Origin of the sequence: Sphingomonas plantiphila (assembly GCF_046000505.1) — a bacterium.
Taxonomy (GTDB): domain Bacteria; phylum Pseudomonadota; class Alphaproteobacteria; order Sphingomonadales; family Sphingomonadaceae; genus Sphingomonas; species Sphingomonas plantiphila.
This window is the reverse complement of the sequence record NZ_JBELQC010000003.1, coordinates 448206-468287: the sequence shown is the minus strand read 5'-3', so window position 1 is coordinate 468287 and position 20082 is coordinate 448206. Positions and strand designations below refer to the sequence as shown.

General features: G+C 67.7%; 17 protein-coding genes. 3 read left to right on the top strand and 14 right to left on the bottom strand.

The window, feature by feature from the left end; genetic code table 11:
- Positions 1–29: 29 nt before the first annotated feature.
- From ABS767_RS17320 to ABS767_RS17305, 4 genes are all read right to left on the bottom strand, one after another.
- Positions 30–917, bottom strand: a complete 888-nt coding sequence (locus tag ABS767_RS17320; RefSeq protein ID WP_408080651.1) for a histone deacetylase family protein — start codon at positions 915–917, stop codon at positions 30–32.
- Between the two features lie 117 nt (positions 918–1034).
- Positions 1035–2903, bottom strand: a complete 1869-nt coding sequence (locus ABS767_RS17315) for an ABC-F family ATP-binding cassette domain-containing protein (RefSeq protein WP_408080649.1) — start codon at positions 2901–2903, stop codon at positions 1035–1037.
- 28 nt (positions 2904–2931) lie between these two features.
- Positions 2932–4101, bottom strand: a complete 1170-nt coding sequence (locus ABS767_RS17310) for a carboxynorspermidine decarboxylase (protein ID WP_408080761.1) — start codon at positions 4099–4101, stop codon at positions 2932–2934.
- A 138-nt stretch (positions 4102–4239) separates the two neighbouring features.
- The gene (locus ABS767_RS17305; protein ID WP_408080647.1) at positions 4240–5445 is read right to left on the bottom strand and encodes a saccharopine dehydrogenase family protein; all 1206 of its coding nucleotides are present in this window, start codon (positions 5443–5445) and stop codon (positions 4240–4242) included.
- 97 nt (positions 5446–5542) lie between these two features.
- Here ABS767_RS17305 and ABS767_RS17300 point away from each other — a divergent pair, with 97 nt between their 5' ends.
- Positions 5543–6535 (top strand): alpha/beta hydrolase, encoded by a 993-nt coding sequence (locus tag ABS767_RS17300; RefSeq protein WP_408080645.1) that lies wholly within the window; start codon positions 5543–5545, stop codon positions 6533–6535.
- Positions 6536–6612: 77 nt separating this feature from the next.
- A complete protein-coding gene (locus tag ABS767_RS17295; RefSeq protein WP_408080643.1) occupies positions 6613–7053 on the top strand; it encodes an MAPEG family protein in 441 nt (146 codons plus the stop codon).
- 123 nt (positions 7054–7176) lie between these two features.
- Here the strand turns inward: ABS767_RS17295 and ABS767_RS17290 are convergent, their stop codons facing one another.
- From ABS767_RS17290 to ABS767_RS17245, 10 genes are all read right to left on the bottom strand, one after another.
- The gene (locus ABS767_RS17290; protein ID WP_408080641.1) at positions 7177–9066 is read right to left on the bottom strand and encodes an XrtA/PEP-CTERM system amidotransferase; all 1890 of its coding nucleotides are present in this window, start codon (positions 9064–9066) and stop codon (positions 7177–7179) included.
- An 86-nt stretch (positions 9067–9152) separates the two neighbouring features.
- On the bottom strand, positions 9153–10703 hold the full coding sequence (gene xrtA / locus ABS767_RS17285; protein ID WP_408080639.1) for an exosortase A: 1551 nt from the start codon (positions 10701–10703) through the stop codon (positions 9153–9155).
- Positions 10700–11923, bottom strand: a complete 1224-nt coding sequence (locus ABS767_RS17280) for a TIGR03087 family PEP-CTERM/XrtA system glycosyltransferase (RefSeq protein ID WP_408080637.1) — start codon at positions 11921–11923, stop codon at positions 10700–10702. Before ABS767_RS17280 ends, xrtA begins: the two co-directional genes overlap by 4 nt.
- Positions 11923–12996 (bottom strand): FemAB family XrtA/PEP-CTERM system-associated protein, encoded by a 1074-nt coding sequence (locus ABS767_RS17275; protein ID WP_408080635.1) that lies wholly within the window; start codon positions 12994–12996, stop codon positions 11923–11925. The genes ABS767_RS17280 and ABS767_RS17275 overlap by 1 nt, the downstream gene beginning before the upstream one ends.
- Positions 12993–13865, bottom strand: a complete 873-nt coding sequence (locus ABS767_RS17270; protein WP_408080633.1) for an XrtA system polysaccharide deacetylase — start codon at positions 13863–13865, stop codon at positions 12993–12995. Before ABS767_RS17270 ends, ABS767_RS17275 begins: the two co-directional genes overlap by 4 nt.
- Before the next feature lie 2 nt (positions 13866–13867).
- Complete coding sequence (locus tag ABS767_RS17265; protein WP_408080631.1) at positions 13868–14935, bottom strand: ExeA family protein; 1068 nt, start codon at positions 14933–14935, stop codon at positions 13868–13870.
- A gap of 25 nt (positions 14936–14960) precedes the next feature.
- Positions 14961–16556, bottom strand: coding sequence for a hypothetical protein (locus ABS767_RS17260; RefSeq protein WP_408080629.1), 1596 nt, complete (start codon positions 16554–16556; stop codon positions 14961–14963).
- The gene (locus tag ABS767_RS17255; protein WP_408080627.1) at positions 16553–17545 is read right to left on the bottom strand and encodes an AAA family ATPase; all 993 of its coding nucleotides are present in this window, start codon (positions 17543–17545) and stop codon (positions 16553–16555) included. The genes ABS767_RS17260 and ABS767_RS17255 overlap by 4 nt, the downstream gene beginning before the upstream one ends.
- A gap of 10 nt (positions 17546–17555) precedes the next feature.
- A complete protein-coding gene (locus ABS767_RS17250) occupies positions 17556–19073 on the bottom strand; it encodes an XrtA system polysaccharide chain length determinant (protein ID WP_408080625.1) in 1518 nt (505 codons plus the stop codon).
- 25 nt (positions 19074–19098) lie between these two features.
- The gene (locus ABS767_RS17245; protein ID WP_408080623.1) at positions 19099–19740 is read right to left on the bottom strand and encodes an XrtA/PEP-CTERM system exopolysaccharide export protein; all 642 of its coding nucleotides are present in this window, start codon (positions 19738–19740) and stop codon (positions 19099–19101) included.
- A gap of 199 nt (positions 19741–19939) precedes the next feature.
- Here ABS767_RS17245 and ABS767_RS17240 point away from each other — a divergent pair, with 199 nt between their 5' ends.
- A complete protein-coding gene (locus ABS767_RS17240; RefSeq protein WP_408080621.1) occupies positions 19940–20077 on the top strand; it encodes a hypothetical protein in 138 nt (45 codons plus the stop codon).
- The last annotated feature ends 5 nt before the right edge of the window (positions 20078–20082 follow it).

Below are 20082 nucleotides of genomic sequence, written 5' to 3'. Positions count from 1 at the left end.
TCCACAGCTAATTCGGCACGCCATAGCGCTCACGCACCGCCCAGCGCGAGGATCGACGCGACATGGCGTTGCGACACCTCCATCGCGTCCACCCCGTACCCCCCGCCCAGCGCACTCGCCAAGGGCAGGCCATGCGTCCGCGCGAGCGTCGCGATCCAGCGGTCGCGCACCAGCAACCCCTCGCGGCTGAGCGCCAGTCGGCCCAGCCGATCGCCCTCCCACGGATCGACGCCCGCCTGATACAGGATCAGCGTCGGCGCGAACTCGGCGACCAACGCGGGCAGACTGGTCGTCAGCGCATCCATATAGGCCGCATCGTCCGCGCCGTCGGGCAGCGCGACGTCGCGCGTCGAACGCGCCTTGCGCACCGGGAAGTTCTTCTCGGCATGGATCGAATAGGTCGCGATCTCGGTGCGCCCTGCGGTCAGCGCCGCAGTCCCGTCACCCTGATGCACGTCGCAATCGACGATCAGCACCCGCTCGCCTTCCTCGGCAAGCCGGTTGGCCGCGATGGCAAGGTCGTTGAACACGCAGAATCCGGCGCCCGTTGCGTGCAGCGCATGATGGCTCCCACCCGCCGTGTTCGCCGCGAACCCCCGCTCCAGCGCGATCTTCGCCGCGGCGTAGGTGCCGCCCGGCACCACGAGCGCGCGATCGGCGACCGCGCGGGTCACGGGAAAGCCGATCCGCCGCTCCTTCTCGCGCGGCACCCGGGCCTCGATCACCTCGGCGACATAGTCGGCGTCGTGCACCGCCTCGATCCAGTCGCGCGCCATCGCCTCGGGCTCATGCCAGTCGAGCGCCGCGCCGCTGTCGCGCAACAGGTCGCGGACCAGCCCGTTCTTGTTCCACTGATACGGGCTCCGCGCCGGCGCAGGCGCAACATAGAGCGGGTGGTGGACGACGGCGATGGTCATGGCGGTACGATGGCTTCCTAGCATGTGCTCCTGCGAAAGCAGGAGCCCAGAGTCACGCGCTCAGCCCCTGTCACCCTGGGTCCCTGCTTTCGCAGGGGAGCCAGGACCAGACGCATCCTACGCCGCCAGCGCCTCCAACGCCTCCTGCGCCTCCAGCCATTTCAGTTCCGCCGCTTCGATCCCCTTCGCCACGGTACCGCGCTGCTTCATCAACTCGGTCATCGTCAGCTTGGCGAGTTCCGGGGCGGCGCTGTCCGGATCGAACATCGCGCGGTCGATCGCGCTCAGCTTCTCCTGCAGCTTGGCCAGCTCCGCCTCGGCCGCCTTCGCCGCCTTGCGCATGGCATTGCCCTTTTCGCGCGCCTCGGCCGCCTCGCGCCGCGCGTCCTTGCGGTTGACCCCGCCCTTGGCGCCCTCCGCCTTCGGCTCCTTCGCCAGGACGAAGGCGATATAATCCTCGATGCTCCCGTCGAACGGCCTGGCGGTTCCCTGATCGACGAGCACCAGCCGGTCCGCGGTCATCTCGATCATGTGCCGGTCATGGCTGACGATGACGACACAGCCCTGATACGCCGTCAGCGCCTGGATCAGCGCCTCACGCGAGTCGACATCCAGGTGGTTGGTCGGCTCGTCGAGGATCAGCATGTGCGGCGCGTCACGCGTGATCAGCGCCAGCGCCAGCCGCGCGCGCTCGCCACCGGACAGCTTGCCGACCTGCGTCATCGCCTTGTCGCCCGCAAAGCCGAACCGGCCGAGCTGCGCGCGCACCGCCGCCGGCTTCTCGCCCTCCATCAGCCGCTGCATATGGTCGAACGGCGTTTCGTCGCTGTGCAGCTCCTCGACCTGATACTGGGTGAAATAGCCCACCCGCATCTTGCCCGACGCCGCCTTTTCCCCGTCCAGCGGCGTCAGCTGCGCCGCGAGCAGCCGCGCCAGCGTGGTCTTGCCGTTACCGTTGCGCCCGAGCAGCGCGATGCGGTCGTCGGGGTCGATGCGCAGATTCAGTCGCTGGAGGATCGGAACCCCGTCATAGCCGACGCTCGCATGGTCGAGCGTGATCAGCGGCGGGCGCAGCTGGTCGGGATCGGGAAAGCCGAACGCCAGCGTCGGATCGTCGACCACCGCCGCAATCGGCTGCATCCGCGCCAGCGCCTTGGCGCGCGACTGCGCCTGTTTCGCGGTGGACGCGCGGGCCGAGTTGCGCGCGACATAGTCCTGCAGCTTCGCCCGCTCGGCCAGCTGCTTCTCGCGCGCTGCCGCCTGCTGCGCCTGCCGCTCGGCCTTTTGCCGTTCGAACTGGTCGTAGCCGCCCGGATAGAGCGTCAGCTTGCCCTTATCGAGATGCAGGATGTGGTCGACGACATTGTTGAGGAAGTCGCGCTCATGGCTGACGATCACGATCGTCGCAGGGTATGAAGTCAGGAAATCCTCGAGCCACAGCACCGCTTCGAGGTCGAGATGGTTCGACGGCTCGTCGAGCAGCAGCAGGTCCGGCTGGCTGAACAGCAACGCCGCCAGCGCCACGCGCATCCGCCAGCCGCCCGAAAAACTGTCGAGCGGGCGGTGCTGCGCCTCCTCGTCGAAGCCCAGGCCAACCAGAATCCGTGACGCGCGCGACGGCGCCGAATAGGCGTCGATCGCACCCAGCCGCTCGTGGATCTCGCCCAGCCGGTCGGGATCTTCCAGCCCCTCGGCCTCGGCCATCAGCGCCGCGCGCTCGGTATCGGCGGCCAGCACCGTCTCGAACGGCGTGGTCTTCCCCGCCGGCGCCTCCTGCGCGACATAGCCGATGCGCGCGCCGCGCGGCATGTCGGCGCTGCCCTCGTCGGGGTCGATCTGCCCGGCGATCACCTTGACCAAAGTCGACTTGCCGGCGCCGTTGCGCCCGACCAGCCCGATCCGCCCGCGCGGCGGCAGCGCGGCGCTGGCGCGGTCGATGATCGTGCGCCCACCCAGGCGGACGGTGATGGCGGAAAGGTTCAGCATGGCGGCGCGCCTAGCACCGCCACCCGATTCAGGAAAGCCGCCCCTCGAAGTCGCTATAGCCGAACGACTTCACGATGCGCAGATCGTCGGTCCGGCTGTCCCACAGCGCGATGCTCGGCAGCGGCACGCCGTTGAACGTCGTCGTCTTGACCATCGAGTAATGCGCCTGATCGAGGAACGCGAAGCGCTGCCCCGGCACCGGCCATTGCGGAAACCGGAAATCGCCCAGGATGTCGCCCGCCAGGCACGACGGCCCGCCCAACCGCACCAGCACATCGCCCTCTTCGCCCAGCATCGCCGGGCGGTACGGCGCCTCTATCACGTCGGGCATGTGGCAGGTGGCGGAGATATCGACCACGCCGATCGGCATGCCGTTGGTGAACACATCGACGAACTCGCCGACCAGGATACCGGTATCGAGCGCGATCGCCTCGCCCGGCTCCAGAATCACCGCGAGGCCCGTCTCCGCGCGCACCTGTTTGAGGAAGTCGACCAGATCGTCGCGCTGATAATCGGCCCGGGTAATATGATGCCCGCCGCCGAAATTGAGCCACTTCAACTGCCCGAAATAGGGCTCCAGCCGCGGCTTCAGCGCCTCCCACGTCCGGCGAAGCGGCGGGAAATCCTGCTCGCACAGCGAATGGACATGAATGCCATCCACGCCCTCCAGATGCTCGGGCTTGAGCTGGTCAGCCGGGAAACCGAGGCGCGAATGCGGCTGGGCAGGATCGTATTTCTGGACCTCGCCCTCGCTGTGCATCGGATTGAGCCGTAGCCCGACCTCGAACACATCGCCGCGCGCCCGCGCAGCCGCCAGTTCGTCCTTCATCGCGGCATGTTGGAACGGGGTATTAAAGATAAGATGGTCCGAAATCGCGCAGATCTCGGCCATGTCGGCCTTTTTGTAGCCCGAGCAATAGGTCGCGATCTCGCCATGATAATGATCGCTGGCGAGCTTCGCTTCCCAAAGCCCCGACGTCGCCACGCCGTCGAGATATTTCCCGACCAGATCGCCCAGCGACCACATCGAAAACGCCTTGAGCGCGAGCAGGATCTTCACCCCCGCGCGATCGCGAACATCGGCGATGGTCTGCAGGTTCCGCTCCACCGCCGCCGCATCGACGACGAAGCACGGCGACGGCACGCGCGACAGGTCGAACCGGGCAAAGGCGCCCGGATCACCGGCCTTGGTGGACATCACGGGCGACGCAGCGCGGGTTTCGGTCAAACTCCCTCTCCCCTTCAGGGGAGAGGGCCGGGGAGAGGGGCAAATGCTGCGCCCTCGCCACCGGCCCCTCTCCCAACCCTCTCCCCTGAAGGGGAGAGGGCTATTCGTTCAAAACTTCAGCGGCCCGTCCAGCTCATGCACCTGCCAGGGAAGCCCATGCTGGTTGAGCATGTCCATGAAGGGATCGGGATCGAACTGCTCCATATTGAACACGCCCTCGCCGCGCCACGTGCCGTTGAGCATCAGCGCCGCGCCGATCATCGCCGGGACGCCGGTGGTGTAGCTCACCGCCTGATTGCCGGTCTCCTCGAACGCGTCCTCATGGTCGCAGACATTGTAGACGTAGAAGGTCTTCTCTTCGCCGTCCTTGGTGCCGGTCGCGATGTCGCCGATATTGGTCTTGCCCTTGGTCGTGGTGCCGAGCGTCGAGGGCTCGGGCAGCACCGCCTTCAGGAACTGGAGCGGCACGATCTCGCGGCCTTCGAACATAATCGGCTCGATCGACGTCAGCCCGACATTCTGCAGCACGCGCAGATGCGTCAGATACTGCTCGCCGAACGTCATCCAGAAGCGCGCACGCTCCATCTCGGGGATGAACTTGGCCAGGCTCTCCAGCTCCTCATGGTACATGAGGTACATGTTCTTCGCGCCGACCTGATCGAACTCGAACACCTGCCGGGTCGACAGCGCCGGGGTCTCGACCCACTCGCCATTTTCCCAGTGCCGCGCCGGCGCGGTGATCTCGCGGATGTTGATCTCGGGGTTGAAGTTGGTGGCGAAATGCTGGCCGTGATCGCCGCCATTGCAGTCGAGAATGTCGAGCGTGCGAATGGTGTCGAGCAGGTGCTTCTTGATGTACATCGCGAACACGCTGGTCACGCCGGGATCGAAGCCCGAGCCCAGCAGCGCCATCAGCCCTGCATTCTTGAAGCGGTCCTGGTAGTCCCACTGCCAGCCATAATGGAACCGCGCCTCGTCGCGCGGCTCGTAGTTGGCGGTGTCGAGATAGTCGGTGCCGGTGTTGAGGCACGCGTCCATCAGGTTGAGGTCCTGATACGGCAGCGCGAGGTTGACCAGCAGGTTGGGCTTCACCTGTTCGATCAGCTTGCTCGTGGCCGCGACATCGTCGGCATCGACCTGCGCGGTGTCGATCGTCACGCCGAAGCGCTCCTTCACCGACTGCGCGATCGCGTCGCACTTGAACTGGCGGCGACTGGCGAGGGTGATCTTGCCGAACAGCTCGGGATTCTTCGCCATCTTGTGCACCGCGACCGATGAAACGCCGCCTGCGCCGATTACGAGAACGTCCTTCACGCCTTGTCCTTCCTGTCTATGTCCCGAGGGAATGAGGCTCCCATATGAGAGCAACGCCCCGGATGCAAAGTCCGATCCTGTCGGCTATCAGCGCGACATGAATATGACGATCGGACGCAGGGGTTTCATCGGCGGCACGGCCGCACTCGGACTGACCGGACAAGCGGCTGCGCAGTCGCGGCCGAAGGTGTTCACCCCCGCCCCGCCCTGGCCCCCGCGCGAGACGCTGATGCTGTGGCCCAGCCTGCCGCCCGGCACGCCACCCGGAATCGCACCCTCGCGCGAGCCCGTCCCGCTTCCGCTCGGCACGCCGCAGCGGTGGGAAAAGGGCATCCGCTACCCCTATCTCGGCGTGTTCCGTCCGCAACGCGCCGATGGCCGCGCGGTGCTGGTCATGCCCGGCGGCGGCTATGCCTTTGTCAGCCTGATCAACGAAGGCGTGAACGTCGCGCGCGTGCTCAACCCGCTCGGCATCACCGTTTTCGTCCTCGCCTATCGTCTGCCCGGCGAGCGCTGGTTCAACCGCACCGACGTGCCGCTGCAGGATGCGCAGCGCGCGATGCGCCTGATCCGCGCCAACGCCGCGCATTATCGCATCGACCCGGCCAAGCTCGGCATCCTCGGCTTCTCCGCCGGCGGCCATCTCGGCGGCACGCTCACCGTCGGCCATGCCGATCCGGTCTACAAGGCCCGCGACACCGCCGACAGCCTCTCCGCCCGCCCCCATTTCTCGGGCCTGATTTACCCCGTCACCCAGTTTTCCAGCGCCGGCGCCAACAGCCGCTCCGGCCCCAATCTGTTCGGCGGCCCGCCGCCCGCGGGCGCAGCCTCCGCCCGCTTTGACGTCCTCACCCGCGCCAGCCCGGCGATGCCGCCGCTCTTCCTGTGCCACGCGATGGACGACGGCACCGTGCCCGCCAGCCAGAGCATCGCGCTGCTCGAAACCGCCCGCCGCCACAAGGTGCCGGTGGAGGCGCATTTTCTCGAACATGGCGGCCACGGCTTCGGCGCGCTGTCGCTCCCCCCGACGAATCCCGGCCATAAGTGGCTGGAATGGTTCGCCACCTGGACCGCGACGCACACCAAATAAATGCGCCCGACGCGCGGAGGAATTGCGCCCCCGCAACAAATCCGCCAACCTCCGCACCACCAGGGGGAGGACACCACATGCACAGCGCCATCTTCGGCCCCGTGATCGCACTGATCGGCTGGACGCTCGTCATGTGGCTACGGATGTACGCCACTCGCATCCCGGCGATGAAGCGCGCCGGGATCGACGTCGCCAGGCTCAACGGCGGCACCGGCGCCGACCTGCGCACCCGGATCGAGACCAAGGCGCAATGGCCTGCGGACAATTACAACCACCTGCTCGAACAGCCGGTGCTGTTCTACGCGATCTGCATCGTCCTCGCACTGATGGATCAGGGCGACAATCTCAACGCGATCATCGCCTGGGCCTATGTCGCCCTGCGCATCGCCCACAGCCTAGTCCAGGTCACCACCAACCGCGTGATCATCCGCTTCGCGCTGTTCTCACTGGCGACGATCACGCTGATGATGCTGACGGTGCACGCCGCGATGGCCTATTGGGGCGTGAGCTTCCACTAAGGCACGACGCCCCCTTCCTACTTCCGTCATGCTGAACTTGTTTCAGCATCCACCGCGCCACAAACGGCCGCGTCGCGGCGGGATGGATGGATGCTGAAACAAGTTCAGCATGACGGTATCTATTCAGGGGAAGAGCCGCCCCAAACTCCGCTCCAGCATCATCAGCTGCCACAAGGTCCGCCCATGATCCGCGCGCCCGGAGCGATGCTCCTCCGCCAGCCGCGCGATCGCCTTGGGCTCGAACCACCCGCTCCCCGCCAGCACGCGCGAGCGCGCCAGCCCCGCCGCCTCGTCCGCCAGCGCCTTGCGGAACCACGCCGAAACCGGCGTCACGAACCCCATTTTCGGCCGATACAGGATGTCCTTCGGCAGATACGGCTCCAGCGCCTTTTTCATCAGCCACTTGCCCTGCCCGCCCCGGATCCGCATCGATGCAGGCAAGGTCGCGGCGAACTCGACAAAGCGATAATCCAGCAGCGGCTCGCGCGCTTCCAGGCTCACCGCCATGCTGGTGCGGTCCATCTTGGTCAGGATATCGCCCGGCAGCCAATGCTTGAAATCGGCATATTGCGCCCGGTCCAGCCCATCCTGCGCCGGTGCCGCGCGCATCGTCGCGACATAGCGCGCCTCGGCCGAATGCCCGCCCAGCGCCGCCCGCGCAGCGTCTGTGTACAGCCCGCTGCGCACCTCGGGCGTCGTCACCCCCACCGCCTTGGCATAGGCCGCCCCGCCCTCGTCGGCCAAGGCGAGCAGCGTCGTCTTCGCGCGCAACGGCCGTGGCGCCCAATCGGCCTTGGGATAGACCCGCCCCAGCGTCCCGAACATGCCCCGCACCGAAGACGGCAGCACCGACCGCACGCGCTCCTCCGCCGCATGGAATTTATACCGCCGGTATCCCGCCAACGCCTCGTCCGCGCCGTCGCCTGACAGCGCCACCGTCACGCTCTCGCGCGCCAGCTCGCACACCCGGTACGTCGCCAGCGCCGAGGCATCCGCAAATGGCTCGTCGAAATGGTGGACCAACGTGTGGATCAGCGCGAAATCGTCCGACGCCACCGTCTTCACCCGATGCTGGGTCGCAAACCGCTCCGCCACCAGCGCGGCGTGCGCGGTCTCGTCATAGCCCGCCTCGTCGAACCCGATCGTACAGGTCTTGACCGCCGCCCGGCTCGCCTCGGCCATCAGCGCCACCACCGCGCTCGAATCCACCCCGCCCGACAGGAACGCGCCCAGCGGCACATCCGCGATCATCCGCGAGCGCACCGCGCTGCGCAGATGGTGGATCAACTCCGCCTCCAGATCGCGCGCCGACCCCTTGGCCCGCTGCGAAAAGTCGATGTCCCACCATTTTACCGGCGCCGGCACCGGCCTGCCGCGCTCGAGCAGCAGATAATGCCCCGCGGGCAGCTTCTTCACCCCCGCCAGCACGCTCGCATCGTCGGGGACGTATCCCAGCCCCAGAAAATCCTCGACCGCGGTGAAATCGGGCGTCCGCCGGAACAGCGGATGCGCAAGCAGTCCCTTGATCTCCGACGCGAACGCCACCGCGCCATCCGACAATTCCGCATAATGGAGCGGCTTCACCCCCATCCGGTCGCGTGCGAGCAGCAGCGACTGTTTGCGCGCATCGTACAGCGCAAAGGCGAACATGCCGTTGAGTCTGTCGAGCAGCCCGACGCCCCATGCGCGCCAGCCATGCAGCAGCACCTCGGTATCGCTATGGCTGACGAACGCCGCGCCCTTGGCCTCCAGTTCGGCGCGAACCTCCTGGAAATTATAGATTTCGCCATTGAAGCTGACCGTCACGTCGCCCTCGGGCGTCGCCATCGGCTGCGCGCCACCGGCCAGATCGATGATCGACAGCCGCCGATGCCCCAGACCCACGCCCGGCGCGGTCCATACCCCCGCCCCGTTCGGCCCGCGATGCACCAGCGCATCGGTCATCGCCCGGATGCGCGCCGGCTCGACCGGCTTCGGCGTCCCCGGATAGTAAAGGCCAGCTATGCCGCACATCAGTCAGTCGTTCCCCGCCCGGTTCCGTTGCTCGGCTTTCGCGGGGATGAGGGGCCGGTGCAAGAGCGCAGCCGACATCTCGCCGCTCAATCGACTCCCGCCGCCCGATCCGCGACGTCGTCGATCGGCGGCAACGCCCCCAGAAAGCGCTTGATCGCGGCGCGCGTCGGCAGGTCGCTCTTCTCGGCCGACACCATCACCGCCACCGCCCGCTGGCGCCCGCCCAGCATCTTCGCCTTCAGCGTCTCCGCCTTGACCCGGGACGGGCTGCCGGTCAGCACATCGCCCACGCGATACCAGCTCACGACCTCGCGCTCGACCGGGCCGCCAAAGCTACTGGGCGCGGTCATCCGCATCGCGGCGCCGCCCTCCAGTGCGGGCAGATCTTCGATCCGTACCCAAATGTCATTCTCGCGGATCGCGCCCTGCCCGAACCCGACCAGTTCCTTGCCCTCGCGCTGGCTCGAATAGACCGCCAGCACCAAGTCGACCCGCGCCCCCATACCGTCCGAATACCGCGTCATCACGAAATGGTCTGCACCGGGAAAATTCGGCTTCCACGCCGCGCGCGTGCTCAGCGGCAGCTGCGTCCACCCCGCGACCTGCGGCGCAGTGACTTTGGCCGGCAGCGTATCCGTCCGCGCCGCGATCACCCCGGCCCAGGCCATGAACAGGCTGACCAGCATCAGCGAAACCAGCGCCACCACCGCCGGCATCTGCGCGGTGCCCGGCCAGCGCGCCTGCAGCTTCGCCGCATCGAACCACGGCGCGTCGGGATCGCGGTCGAACCATTTCCATCCGATCGCCAGCACCCCGGCCATCACCGCGCCGAAGAACACCCAGCCGTACAGGATGTGGTCGAACCCCGTCGCCGCCTCGACCGATGTCAGATAGGCGGCATAAACGGTCCCGAATGCGCGCACGCCATTGGCGATCATCGGCACGATCAGCGCGACGGCCATGAACGCGGCGCGGCGCGCCCAGCTGACGTAACAGACATTGGCGACCAGCGCGCCATAGGCGATCATCGCGATCACGAACTTGGCGCCCGAACACGCTTCGGCCACCTCGAAATAGCCGTTCGGCGTGGTGATGAGCACCCCGTCGACATGCGCGGGCACGCCGAACAGGTCGAGCAACGGCACCAGGATCGCGACCGTCAGGTCCTGCAGCGGCTTTTCCAGCGCTTCGCCGAACGGCACCAGGAAGAGCATATAGGCAAGCGGGAACAGCAGCGCGCGAACGACATTCGGTCCCAGCAGCGCGAACACTGCGCCCTGCAACATCACCACCAGCCCCAGGTGGCGGAACAGCGCCACCCCAGCCGCGTCGCCGATCAGCCACGCGAATGCGCCTCCTGCGACCGGTAGGAGGCCCGGCCACCAGGCGACCGGTTGCACCCGCGTCAGTTCGTCCCGCCGCTGCCACACCAGCCAGCCGACCACCGGCGCGACGAACAGGCAATGGCCGAAGGTCGTGTTGGTCCAATAGATCGCAACGAGATCGCCGACGTCGCGGTGGAACAGCAGCAGCAGGACGGCCCATAGGCCGGCCAGCAGCGCAGCATGTCTGCGCCAGCGGCCATCGAACGTCGCGCCGGTCGCGGCGAACGCTGCTTCCGCCGTGGTGGCGGTCATGCCGCCGCCGATCGCGCGGATCGTCCCCCGCCGCGCCCGTTGCCCAGTCCCAGAATGTCGTCGAGCGCAGAGAGGCGAGCGTCCCAGCTATAATGGTCGATCACGCGCTGACGGGCGACCGCGCCGAACGCGGTTGCGGTCACCGGATCGGCCAGAATGCGGTTTACCGCATCGGCGATCTCGCCCACGGTCTCGCCGACCTCGATCGTGCCGCCATGGTCGATGCCGGTCGCCGCGGCTGCCGAAGCCACCACCGGCCGCGCCATCGCCATCGCCTCCAGAATCTTGTTCTGGACACCGCGGGCGAGCTTCAGCGGCGCAACCACCACGGACGCCGCGTGCAGCCAGGGGCGTACATCGGCAACTTCCCCGGTCACGGTCACGCCTGGATGCTTGGCCAGCGCATGTACCGCGTCGGTCGGCTTGCGCCCCACGATCGCGAAGCGCGCGGCGGGGTGGCGCAGGCGGATATGCGGCAGGATCGTCTCGACGAACCAGGTCACGCCCTCGATGTTCGGACGATAGTCCATCTGGCCGGTGAACACGATCAGCTCGCCCATCGTATCGATGCGCTTGAACTGCGCGCCGGGGTCGAACATGCGCGTATCGATACCGTTACCCACGGCCTGAACCCGCTCGGCGCCGGTCCGCTCGCGAAACAGCGCGGCTTCCGCTTCGCTGACGAACAGGCTGGCATGGACGCTCCCCGCCACGGCCTTCTCGTACGCGGCGAGCAGCCGTGCCTCGCGCCGCATCATCCACCCGGTAAAGCCGCCGCTCGACGTGCCATAGGATGCGAATTTCGCCGAATCCATGTCGACGAAATCCATCACGACGCGCTGGCGCGCGCGCGGCGGCACATACTGCGCCATCTGGCTCGAAAACACGTAGATCCGGTCGATCGCATGCCGCGCGAGCATCTCGGCGACGGCGCGATGCACCTCGGCATTGTCGAACGCGGTCAGCGATACCGGGCGGCCCGACAGGATCGACTGGATCCCCGCCACCGCCTGCGATTTGCTGCGCCACACGATCTGGCGGTTGCCGGTCAGCTTGGCGAGCCCGGACTTGCGCTTCAGGTCGGCGGGATCGTCCGCGAAGGCGATGAGATGTACCCGGCTGCGCTCCGACAGGTAGCGCAGGATATTATAGGCCCGGATCTTGTCGCCGCGGTCCGGTGGGAACGGCACGCGATGCGCCAGGAACAGGATATCGCCCATCAGCCCAGACCCCGCGCTATCCATGGGCCGACCCGGTTGGCGACGGCCAGCGGGATCCGGCTCCACAGCGCGACCTGCATCCGGTATTTCGGATTGAGCGGGCTCGCGTCGCGCGGCGCAGCGCCATCGGCGGTCCGCTCGTAATAGGTCAGCGGCTTGGGTTCGAAGCCCCAGTTCTTCTTGAACGCGGCTGGCCCGGTGCCGGTCTTGGAACGGCCGAAGTCGAACCGCGTGCAGCCGCGCTCACGCGCATGCCGCATCAGCTCGAAATACATCCGGTCGTTCGCGCGCAGCCGCCGCGCGTCCGCCGTGCCGCCACCCCAATAGGGGAAGACCGTGCGCCGCCAGTAGAGACTCAACACCGCCGACACCGCCCTGCCCTCATGCCGCACCACCAGTACATCGGCAGCCTTGCCGAATTCGTGCAACACTTCGGTGAACAGCGCGCGCGGAAACACGGGCGTGCCCAGATTGCGTACCGACGCGGCATAGACCGCATAATGCGCCGCGACATCGGCCGGATCGCATCCGATGCTGACGTCCAGGTCGCACTCCAGGCCCTTGCGCACCTCGGCGCGCTGCTTGCGCGGAATGGCGAGCAGTTCGGCGGTATCGTCCTCGGCAAGGTCGCGGGCGAACCCCAGATAATGGCTGTCGTCCACCTGCCATTCGGGGCCGGGCCGCGGCCCGCCGCGCACTTCGACGCTCCCACAGCTCAGTCGCCCGGCCAGCGCCCAGCAGGCATCGGCCAGCGCGCGCGCCACGTCGGGCCTGTCTGACAGGATGCCTCCGCCCACGCCGAACCCGGCGGATGCGAGCACCCGGCCGAACAGCGGCGAATGCACCTCGGTCAGCGGCATCACGCCGACGATGCCGCGCTCGCCGCGCTCGGCGACCAGGTAATGGCTGCGCTGCCCGCACCCCTTCGCCACCGCCACGCTCCACGCGGGCATGTGAAAGGGCGTGGCGTCCGGATGTTCATGGACAAAGGCGCCGATCCGCGCGCGGTTGATCGTATCGCCTAGATCGGCGACCCGCAGCGTCAGCGGACGAGCCAGCATCGGCGCATTCATTCCGCCGCCTCCAGCCAGGCCGCGCCCGCATCGATCCGCGCCGCTTCGGCAGCGACCACGACGTCGGTCCGGTCCCAGCGATGCGCTGCCATCAGCGTGCGCAGCTTCCCCGCCATCGCCCCCAACCGGCTGTAATGCCGCAGCTTCGATCGCAACGGCGCGCGCGCCACGCGCGGCTGGCCGGGATCGATCTCCCACGGGTGAAAGTAAAAGACCGCAGGCTGCCCGCCCGCGTTCATGTCGCGGATCGCGCCCTGCACCACCGCGCCCGGCAGCAGGCGAAAGAACCCGCCCCCGGTCGTCACTTCGCGTCCCAGCAACCGCGCCGTCGTCACCGGCAGCTCGATCAGGTCGCTTCCGGCCACCGGCCGATAGGCCCGCCGCGGCGCATCGGCCCAGCCATAATGATCATGTCCGATCGGCGCGACGCTGGACGAATAGGCATAGCCCTGCTCGGCCAGCACCGCATGCGCCCAGGGCGTGCGCCCGTCGATCGAAAAGCTCGGCGCGCGATAGCCGCGTATCTTCTGCCCGGTGACATCCTCCAGCACGGCGCGCGCGCGGTCGAGATCTGCGCGGAACTCCTCCGGCTCCATGGTGAAGACGCGCCGGTGGTCCCAGCCATGGCTCGCCACCTCGTGCCCCGCGTCGACAATCCGCCGCATCAGCGCCGGATAGCGCTCGGCCACCCAGCCCAGGGTGAAGAAGGTCGCGCGCACGCCGCCCTGCGCGAACAGGTCGATGACCGCATCGGTATTCGCCTCGACCCGGTGCTCCAGCGCGCTCCAATCGTCACGCGCGATCACCGTTTCGAACGCGCCGACCTGGAACCAGTCCTCGACATCGACGGAGAGGGCGTTGGCGACCATCGTCAGGCGGCGGCTCCCCGCCGCGTCGGATGCGCGTCCTCGACCTCGACGAAATCGACCATCAGCGTCAGCACGCGGCGCAGCGCCGCATCCTGCTCCTCCAGCCGCGCCTCCAGCCGGGCCAGCCGCGCGGCAAGCTCGGCATCGGGCGTTGCCGCAGCCGGCGCCGCCGGAGACGATACCTCGCGCCGCAATGCCGCCTCGCGCTCGACCGCCGGCGACTGCACCCTCGGCCGCGGCACCGCACGCCGCTCGATCGCCATGTCGCCTTCGAGGTCGGCGATCACCGACTCGACATCCGCGCCGGAGAAGCTGTCGATCTGCTCGATCGCGCCGAACAGCAGCACCCGGCTCGCCAGCTGGTTGACCTTGCGCGGAATCCCGCCCGACCAGCGATAGATCGCGGCGTTGGCGCCATTGGTGAAGCGCGGCTTCCCCCGCCATCCCACCAGCGACAGGCGGTGGATCAGATAGGCGTCCAGCTCGTCCTCATCCATCGGCGTCAGCTCGTGCATCGCGATCACGCGCTGGCGCAGCTGCTCCAGCCGCTGGTCGGAGAGCTTGGCGCGAAATTCGGGCTGGCCGAGCAGGAAGATCTGCAGCAGCGGATAGCCGCCCGCCTGGAAATTGGAGAGCATGCGCAGCTCCTCCAGGCTCTCGATCGGCAATGCCTGCGCCTCGTCGACGATCAGCAGCGTGCGGCGTCCGGTACGCGCCACCGCGTGCAGCTGCTTCTCGATCGCCGCCAGCACCTGCGCCTTGAGCAGATGCGTGCTGTCGATGTTCAGCCCCGCCGCGACCATGTGCAGCAGGTCCTCGGCCTCGATCTGGGTCGTCACGATCTTGATGACGTGCAGCCGTTCGGGATCGATCGTCTCCATCAGGTGACCGACCAGAGTCGTCTTGCCCGCACCGGGCGCCCCGGTGATGACAATGAACCCCTCGGCCTGGCTCAGGCCATAGCCGAGATAGGCCATCGCCTTCTTGTGCGTGGCCGTATCGAACCAGAACGCCGGATCGGGCGTCAGCTGGAACGGCCTTCCGCTCAGTCCGTAATGGTCGTCGTACATCGTTACACCCTCAGGACTAGAGTCTTCAGAAACCGTAGCGCAGGCCGAGCATGCCCTGCGCCGTCGTATTGTTCGTGTCGCCCTCGACATCGAAGGTCGCGATCCCGGCCGACACGGTCGCGCTGAGCGGCCCGAAATTATGATAATAGGTTCCGTTGGCCCCACCACCATAGACGCGCGGCGCGCCGGGGATACCGCTCTGGAAATAGTTTACGAACAGATTGCCGTTGACGCCCGAGCGCGAGCTCAGCGCGCGCGCCGCGAAAATCTGCGCATAGGCGGTCTCGTCGCTCGTCCCGGCGATGATCGAGCTGCCGTCGGGGACCAGGAACTCGCGGTTGGCATAGCCCGCGCCCAGGCCAAAGGTCGCCCGTCCCGCGTTCATCGACAGCACGCCCGTCACCCCGCGCGCCCGGTAGTTGGCGCTCGCGATCGATCCCAGCGTATTGGTGAAGCAGCCGCCCGCCGCCGCGCCGGTATCGCCATAGATGCACCCGCCGAACCCGCCGCCGAACGCGTCTTCGGGAATGTTGAAGCTCGTCGGCAGCGCGGCAAGGTCGCTCGCCAGCTGCCGCCCAAAGCTCTGCACCGAATCATAGACACCGATCTGCAATCCCGAGCGGCGCGAGATCTGCCACTGGAGCGATCCGGTATAGCTCATCGATTCATAGCGGCGCCCGACGCGGGCCTCGACCATGAAGCGCGCGCTGGGCTTGTAGAGCACCCCGGCATCCCAGAACACGCCCTCCACCTCATAGGCGATGCGCGGCGGCGATGCCGGATCGGTGACGAACCGCCCCGCCCCGTCGCGCACGATCGCGCCGGTGCCGTCGCGCAGCGCATCCTTCTGCGTGATCTCGATCTTCTCGTATCCGACGCCGCCGACCACCGCGAGACCGCTCCCGACCGGCAGCACCGCATCGGCACGCGCATATTTGCCGTCATATTTCTGGTCGAGCTGACTGCCCTCTTCGCGCTGCCACGCGCCCGCGACGCTCAGGCCGACGGGCAGGATCGTCCCCGCCTTCACCCCGGCACGCACCTGCGCCAGATGGCTGGTCGAACTGTCATAGACGTCGACCGGCGGGGCCGCCGGGTCGATGCTCGGGATCGACGGTGCCTCGACCTTGGTATAGCCAAAGCGATAGGCGGCGCTCAGGCTCGCCGGGCCGTTGCCGGTGTGGAATGTCGGGCCGGCATAGGCTGAATAGACCTGGCTGGTGTTGCGCACGTTTCCGGCCAGATTGCCCGGCGCATCGCCGCGGATATCGGTGCGCGCGCGCGTCGCCAGCGCACCGCCCTCGACCGTGAAGCCGGGCGTGACCTTCACCGCCGCACGGGCAAGGCCGCTATGCGTATCGCCGTCCGCGACATCCTTCTGATAGTCGAAGCGACGCTCGTAATTGTACGACAGCTGCACCTCGACGCGGCGCGACTGGATCGACGCGTCGACCCCGGCCCCGATCGTCGAATAGGTCAGCACCTCGCCTCCGCCCGACAGGTCGGCGACGATCACCTGCCCAGCATCGACATAGGGCTCGATCGACGTGCGCCGGTCCTTGGCGGCGGCGGGGACGGCGCACAGCGCGGTGGCGGCGCATGCCGCGGCGATCAGTCTCATTGCTCCGGCTCCCCGTAATAGGCGCCGTACTTGCCGAAACGACGCCCCCCCGGCTGGAATGACACGCTGTTGAGCAGCAGCTGGATATGCTCGCACCCGTCGAGCAGCGCGACGGCCTCGCGCAATTCGTTTTCGGTCGTGCGATCGGCGCGCACCACCAGCATCACCTGCCCGACATGGCTGGCCAGCGCGCTCGCCGGGGACGCGGCCAGGATCGGCGGCGAATCGAAGATCACGATCCTCCGGGGATTGGCCGCGGCCAGTCCGTCCAGGATCGCGTCGGCGCGCTCGCTGGCCAGTAATTCGGTGTCGGCAACGCTCCGCGTGCCGGCGGGCAGCACCGACAGATGCGGAACATCGGTGTCGATGATGCAGTCCTCGGCGTTCGCCGCCGCACCGGTCAGCACGTCGAGCAGGCCGGGGCTGTCCGCGGCACCAAAGCGATTGAGCACGTCCGGCTTGGCGAAATCGGCATCGACCAGCAGGATCTCGACATCCTTCTCCGCCGCCATCGACAGCGCCAGGTTGATCGCGCAAAAGGTCTTGCCGTCGTCTGGCTTGGCCGAACACACCAGGATCATGCGCGACGCATCGTCCTTGCCCGACGCGCGAATCTGCCGCGCGCTGTTGAGCAGCTGACGCTTCACCAGCCGGAATTCCTCGGCCAGCGCGGTCACCGTGGCCCCCGGAACCAGCATGCCGTGCTCGGCGAGTTCGCGACGGTCGATCGCAATCCGGCGCCGCGTGCCATCTGGCGCGGGTTCCGGCGCGTCGGCGCTCGGGGCCGGACGCACCAACGGTGCGCGCGGCGCTTCGACCCGCTCGAACACCGGCGCTGCCGGGCTGGCCGCCGGCGCCGGCGTTGGCGCCGGAGGCGGCGGGACCGGAAGGGGCGCTGCCGGCGCGCTCGGTTTCGGCGACAACGCATATTGCGCGGCTGCCCGTTCGAGCAGCGATCCGCGCAGGCGCCGGGGAGTCTGATCGTTCATGCCAACTCCCTCACGCCGCCATGCCGCGCTGGAGCAGTTCCAGCCCCAGCAACGCGACCCATGCGACCACCAATCCGGCGGTCGCCGCTGTGAACATCTGAAAACGCTTGCGGCGCAGGCTCGTCTGCGCCGCGGTGACGACCTCGCCGACCGATCCGATCACCGGCATCCCGCTCGCACGCTCGAGCCGGGTCGCGGTCGGAAAGGTGCCGGCGATCTGGCTAAGGCCGAACGCCGCGGCCAGCCCGCCGCCGATGCCGACGATCAGTACGCCGGTCAGCAACAGCATCCGGTTGGGTGCGGTCGGCGCCTTGGGCGCGGTCGGCGGATCGATGACGCTGAACTTCACCGCATCCGACTGGCTCGCCGCCTGGCTGCGCAGCTGCACCTGCTCGCGATCGGCGAGCAGCTTGTCATAGGCCGCCTTGAGCACCTGGTAGTTGCGGTCGATCTCCGCCTGCTCCTGCGCAGCGGCGGGATCGCCTGCGATCTTCTGGTCGATCGCCGCCATATCGGCTTCGATCTGCGACTTGCGGTTGGTCAGCGCGGCGACCTGGGCCGCCTTGTCAGCCTGCATCGCGCGCAGGCTGAGGTAGAGCGGGTTGGCGCTCGATGCGCCCCCACCCGAATAGACCGGCTCCTTGCGCGCTGCGGCCTGCGCGGACGCAAGCTGGCTCTTGAGTGCGATCACATCGGGGTGATTGTCGGTCCAGCCACGCGACCGCGCCTCGGCAAGCTGCCCCTGGATCGCGGACAGCCGCGCCCGCGCCGGCCCGGCGACGGCGCCGCCACCTGCGCCCGCGACGGTGGCCGACGTGCCGGCCATCTGGCCGTTCACCGCGGCAAGGCTACTCTGCGCGGCCGCCAGTTCGGAATTGACCTGCGCGAGCTGTGTCCGTGCCGCCGACAGCCGTTCGGCGAGCGTTCCGGTCCCGGGCAGCGATCCCAGATAGCGATTCTGGAAATCCGCCTTCTTGGCCTCCGCTTCCTGCAGCTGCTTCTGGCGCTGTGCCAGCTGCTGGTCGAGGAACTGGAGCGACTGGCTCGCCTCGTCGCGCAGCGTGCCCAGATTGTCCTCGACAAAGATGTCGATCAGCTTCTGGACGATCGCGCGCGACAATTTGCCGCTGTCGGCGGTTGCGGTGATCTCGAACAGATTGTCCTGCTGCGCGGTGATCTTGATATGCTTCTGCAGCGATCCCACCCGGTCGGCGACGTCGCGGTCGGTCGCGACGGTGTTGGCCAGGTCAGTGCCGCGCACGACCTTTTCCAGATTGACCGCACTGGCCAGTGTGGTGCGAACGCGGTCGATGTCCTTCTGCTGCTCCTGCTGCGTGGCCAGGCCCTCGCCGGGAAGGATCTGGCGCAGCTGGACGAACACGCGCGCGCGGCTTTCGAACTGGTTGGGAATCTGCGACACGACCAGCCAGCCGGCGAGGCACAGCCCCCAGGCGACGGCCACGGCGATCCAGCGGCGTTGCCACACGCCGTGAAGTGCCGTCCTGATTTCGTCCCACAATCCCCCCACCGGGCGGTCTCCGTCTGGTTATCGGTTAGAACATGCTCTCGGGGATGATGATCACGTCGCCCGGCTCCAGCCGGACGTTCGCGCTCGTGTCACCGCTCTTGAGAAGGTCGGACAGCCGCACGCGATATTCGCGCTGGCGACCGCTGGTCTTGTCGAACCGCACCAGCCGCGCACGGTTGCCCGCCGCGAACTCGCTCAGGCCGCCCACCGCGATCATCGCGTCGAGCAGCGTCATATTGGCGCGGTAGGGAATCGATGCCGGCTTTTCGGTCGCGCCGACGATGCGGATCTGCTGGCCGAAGGTGCCGGAGAAGCTCTTGACCACGACCGACACGATCGGATCCTTGATATATTCGCCCAGCGCGTATTTCAGGTCGTCCGCCAGCATCGCGGGCGTCTTGCCCACGGCCGGCATGTCGCTCACCAGCGGCGTGGTGATGCGGCCGTCGGGGCGCACCTGCACCTCGGCCGACAATTCCTGATTGCGCCACACGAAGATCTGGAGCGTGTCGAGCGGGCCGATGACATATTCCTCGCCCGGCCCTTCACGGCTCGCGACAAAGGCGGTCGGCGGCAATTCGGGGCGATTCGCACCCCCCATACAGCTCGAAAGCACCATCGCGATCAGCGATAGCGCCAAGGCCCTGCCGGCATGTCCCAAACGCATGTCTCTACAACCTCCTTGCGCTCGCGCGGCCTCCGGCGTCCCATCGGTTCGTGCGCGAACAGCCGCTTTGCTATGGGCGGCGGAGGTAAAGATACCGTTAGGAACATCGCTGTGCCGCACGGGCGCGAGGCCCTAGATTCCGGCTGAAAATCGGCGCCGGTTGCGCTATGATCGGGGCGCGTCAGCAGGGAGAAGGCACATGCGCTTCGGATACCAGACGATGAGCCGCAACGGTGACGGCCAGCATGGCGGATGGCCGCCCGCTCCCCCGCCGCCTCCCGCCCCCGCGCCGTCCCCCTCGCCGCCGCCGCCCCCGCCGCCGCCCAATCCGAACTGAGCGCG